The 3,644-nt window shown below is 61.9% G+C and carries 2 protein-coding genes; both read right to left on the bottom strand.

The window, feature by feature from the left end:
• Positions 1-155: 155 nt before the first annotated feature.
• On the bottom strand, positions 156-1,604 hold the full coding sequence (locus tag ACYSMN_RS23960; RefSeq protein WP_488926459.1) for a M16 family metallopeptidase: 1,449 nt from the start codon (positions 1,602-1,604) through the stop codon (positions 156-158).
• A gap of 155 nt (positions 1,605-1,759) precedes the next feature.
• Entirely contained in the window at positions 1,760-3,199 is a 1,440-nt protein-coding gene (locus ACYSMN_RS23955; protein ID WP_488926458.1) for a M16 family metallopeptidase, read from the bottom strand.
• Positions 3,200-3,644: the final 445 nt, after the last annotated feature.

The raw sequence follows: 3,644 nt of genomic DNA, 5'->3' as shown, positions 1-3,644 counted from the left end.
GCGTTCTGACGGCTCTTGCGTCTGGCACCCCTCTCCCGGAGGGGAGGGGCCGGGGGTGGGGTCCACGTATGCTGACGTAAATCAACCACCCCTAACCCACGTCGCTTGATGCGCGGAATTTTCCAAGGAGGGGAACTAGACGCTAGCTTTAGTTTCTAGAGCGCCTTCTTCCGCGTGGCTTGGAATTTCTTGATCTGAGGGTCGATGATTTTCTTGTCGCCGACTACCACGATGGTCATGGCTTCGGGGCGGACGTATTTGCGGGCGGTTTCGCTCACTTGCTGGGGCGTCACGGCGTTGATGTTCTTGACCTGCTCGGTGAGGTAGCTGTCGGGGAGGCCGTGGAGGTCCAGGGTGTTGAGCTGGTTGATGATGCCGCCCGGCGTGGAATTGCGCAGCACAAACAAGCCCGACTCGTAGTTCTGGATGCCTTTCAGCTCGTCGGCCGAGGGAGCTTCTTTTTGCAGCCGCTCTATTTCGTACACGATTTCCTTGAGCGAATTGCCAGTTTCCTGCGTCGTCACGTCGGCGTTCTGACTCCAGTTGCCGGCGCGGTAGTGAGTTTCGAGGTAGCTGTAGGGCGAGTAGGTGTAGCCTTTGTCTTCCCGGATGTTACGGGTGATGCGCGAACCGAACGAGCCGCCCAGCAGCGAGTTCATCACGCGCACGCGCAGGTAATCGGGGTGGCTGGGGTCTACCACGGGCAGGCCGATGACGATGGTGGACTGGGGCGCGCCGGGCCGGTCGAGGGTCGTGACGTCGGGCCGGATCTGGGCTTTGGCTACTTCGATGCGCGGCGCGGGGCCTTGGGCCCAGCCGCTCCAGGCTTTGGTAATGGCTTCACGCAGAATTGGGGCGTCAAACTTGCCGGCTACGTACACGCTGGTGCGCTGAGCGCCGTACTGGTTTTGATAGAAGGTCTTCACCTGTTCCATTGTCAGCGCGTCGATGGCTGCATCGGTGGGCAGCGGGCGGCCGTAGGGGTGGCTGCCGTAGAGCGAGGCCGAGAACTTCTGGCGGGCCTGTGTGCCGGGCTGGGAACGGGCCAGGTTCATCTGCCGCTTAAAATCGGTTTTGATGCGGGGCAGTTCGGCCTCCGGTAGCGCGGGGCGCTGCACCACTTCGGCCAGCAGCGTAGCCAGCTCCGGCGCGTACTCCGACAGGCAGGAGGCGCGCACGTAGGTTTGATCGGCGCCGGCTGAGATGTCGAGGGAGCCGCCCATGCGGGCCACTTTATCGGCTACCTGGGTGGCGCTGAGCGTGGTAGTACCTTCTTGCAGCAAACGAGCCAGTAGGTCGGCGAGGCCCGTTTCGTTGGCGGCTTCGTGCACGTTGCCGGCCTGAATGGCTACCATCATCGTTACTTTGGGCACTTGGCCGTAAGGCACGAGCTTGGCCTTGAGACCGTTGGGCAGCACGAATTCATCCTTGGCGGGTAGGGCGAAGTCGCGCGGGGTGCCGCCGGGAGGCGGGGTTTCTTTGGGTGTGGTTGGAGCGGCGGCAGCGGCCGGTTTGGCGGCGGGTTTCTTGGCCGGGGCTTTTTGGGCCAGTGCCGGGGCCGCCACCAAGGCGGCGCAGAGCAGGCTGAGATATAGTGGTTTCATGAGGAAAGTTCGGTTGAGGTAGAGGGCGAAGCGGCGCGTTCGGGCTCGGCGGAGTAGTGGGGCGGCGCGGGAGTCAGCAACGATGTCGTTCAACGATGCGCGAAGCTGGAGCTTCGCGCTACTAGCACCAAGCACTAAGCACCAAGCACTAAGCACTAGCTCTTCGCCAGGGGGTTTACGGTGAGGATAGTGCGGTTGGTGGGGCGCAGGTATTCCTGAATGGTGCGCTGCATGATGGCGGGCGTCACCTTGCGGAACTCGGCTTCGAGGCGGTTGATGCGGGCGGGGTCGTTGTCGAAGAGCGCAAACGAAGCCAGCATGTCGGCGCGGCCGAAGTTGTCGGAGCCGGAGAGCTGGTCGTAGAGGCCGGAGCGCAGCTTCACCACGGCCAAGTCGAGGGCGCTCTGGTTGATTTCGCGGCCGAGGCGGTTGATTTCCTGATCGAGCACGGCCACCACGGAGTCGGTCTTGACGGTGTTGTCGTAGGTGAGGTCGCCCATCCAGAGCATGGGGCCGGAGTAGTTGAAGGCGTTGCCGAGGTAGTTGATGCCGCCGCTCACGTTGTCGGAGTAGCCGCGCTTCTGCACCAGGGCCTGGTAGAGGCGGCTGTCCTTGCCTTGCAGCAAGATCTGGTCGAGCAGGATGAGGGCGTAGTATTCCGGCGTGTTGCGGTCGGGCATGTGGTAGGCGAAAGCCAGGGCGGGCTTGGTAGCCAGCTTATCGTCTTTGCTGAAGCGCTGCTCCTGCTCCTGCCGGGGCTCGGCGAGGTCGGGCTTGGGCGGCTGGGGCGCGGCCGGAATGTTGGCAAAGTACTTCTCCACCCAGGCTTTGGCCTCGGCCGGCTCGAAGTCGCCGACCACGGCCAGGGCGGCGTTGTTGGGGGCGTAGAAGGTCTTGAAAAACTGCTGGGCGTCGGTGAGCGTGGCCGCGTCGAGGTCTTTGAGGTCGCCGTAGAAATTGTGGGCGTTGTTCCAGTTTTTGTTGGCGTATTGCGGCATGTCGAGCCAGGGGAAGCCGCCGTAGGGGGCGTTGAGCACGTTCACGCGCACCTCGTTTTTCACCACGCCCTGCTGGTTGGTGAGGTTGGCCTGCGTGATGGCGAGGCCGCGCATCCGGTCGGCTTCGGCCCAGAGCATGGTTTCGAGCTTGTGCGAGGGCACCACTTCGAAATAGTTGGTGAAGTCGAAGCGGGTGGAGCCGTTGAGGATGCCGCCGTTTTTCTGGATGAGTTGGATGAACTCCATCTTGCCCAGGTTCTGGGAACCCTGAAACATGAGGTGCTCAAAAAGGTGGGCGTAGCCGGTCCGGTCGCGGGGCTCATTGCGGAAGCCCACATTATAGTAGGCCGCCACGGTAGCGGTGGGCGCGGTGTGGTCGGGCGAGAGCACCACCTTCAGCCCATTCGGCAGCGTGTAGTACTCAACCGGAATCTCGAAAGCTGGCGCCGCCGGCTGGGCGGGGGCAGCGGCCGTAGCGGCCGGCGCCGAGGACGGGGCCGTGGTAACCACGGTGGCGGTTTTGGGGCTGCAAGCACTCAGCAGGGCTAGCAAGGCCGCCCCCCACATCGACCGGTGGCTGGCTTGGTTGGTATTCATGCGCAAATAGGTTAGGTGAAGTAAGGAAAGGAAATGCATATCGAACGTACCATCTTTTTTATAAAGGCTGCACGGGGCGAACCGGCTTGCTGACCCCGCAACTGCCCCGTGCACTGGCGCAAATCCTATTTACAGCCGTGCAAATCCTACTCGCCACCCGAAAATCCTACTTACGCCCGCGTAAATCCTACTTACCTACCCGCAAATCCTATTCACACTCGCGCAAATCCTATTTACGACCGTGTAAATCCTACTCACGGAGTTGTAACGAGTGGTTGCTAGGGGGTAAATCTTACTCGTGCCCGTGTAAATCTTAGGAGCTGTTTGCGTTAGCTAACCCAAGTTGCAGGGTAGCCGCGTAGCGGCGCCAGGTTTGTAGCCTCCAGTTAATTCAGCCGATAGCGCCGCGTAGCGGTGCCAGAGACGCCCCCCATCTGGCACCGCT

The organism is Hymenobacter sp. M1-2, from assembly GCF_057808495.1.
The sequence above is the reverse complement of the archived record's forward strand: the minus strand, read 5'-3'. Positions and strand labels throughout refer to the sequence as shown.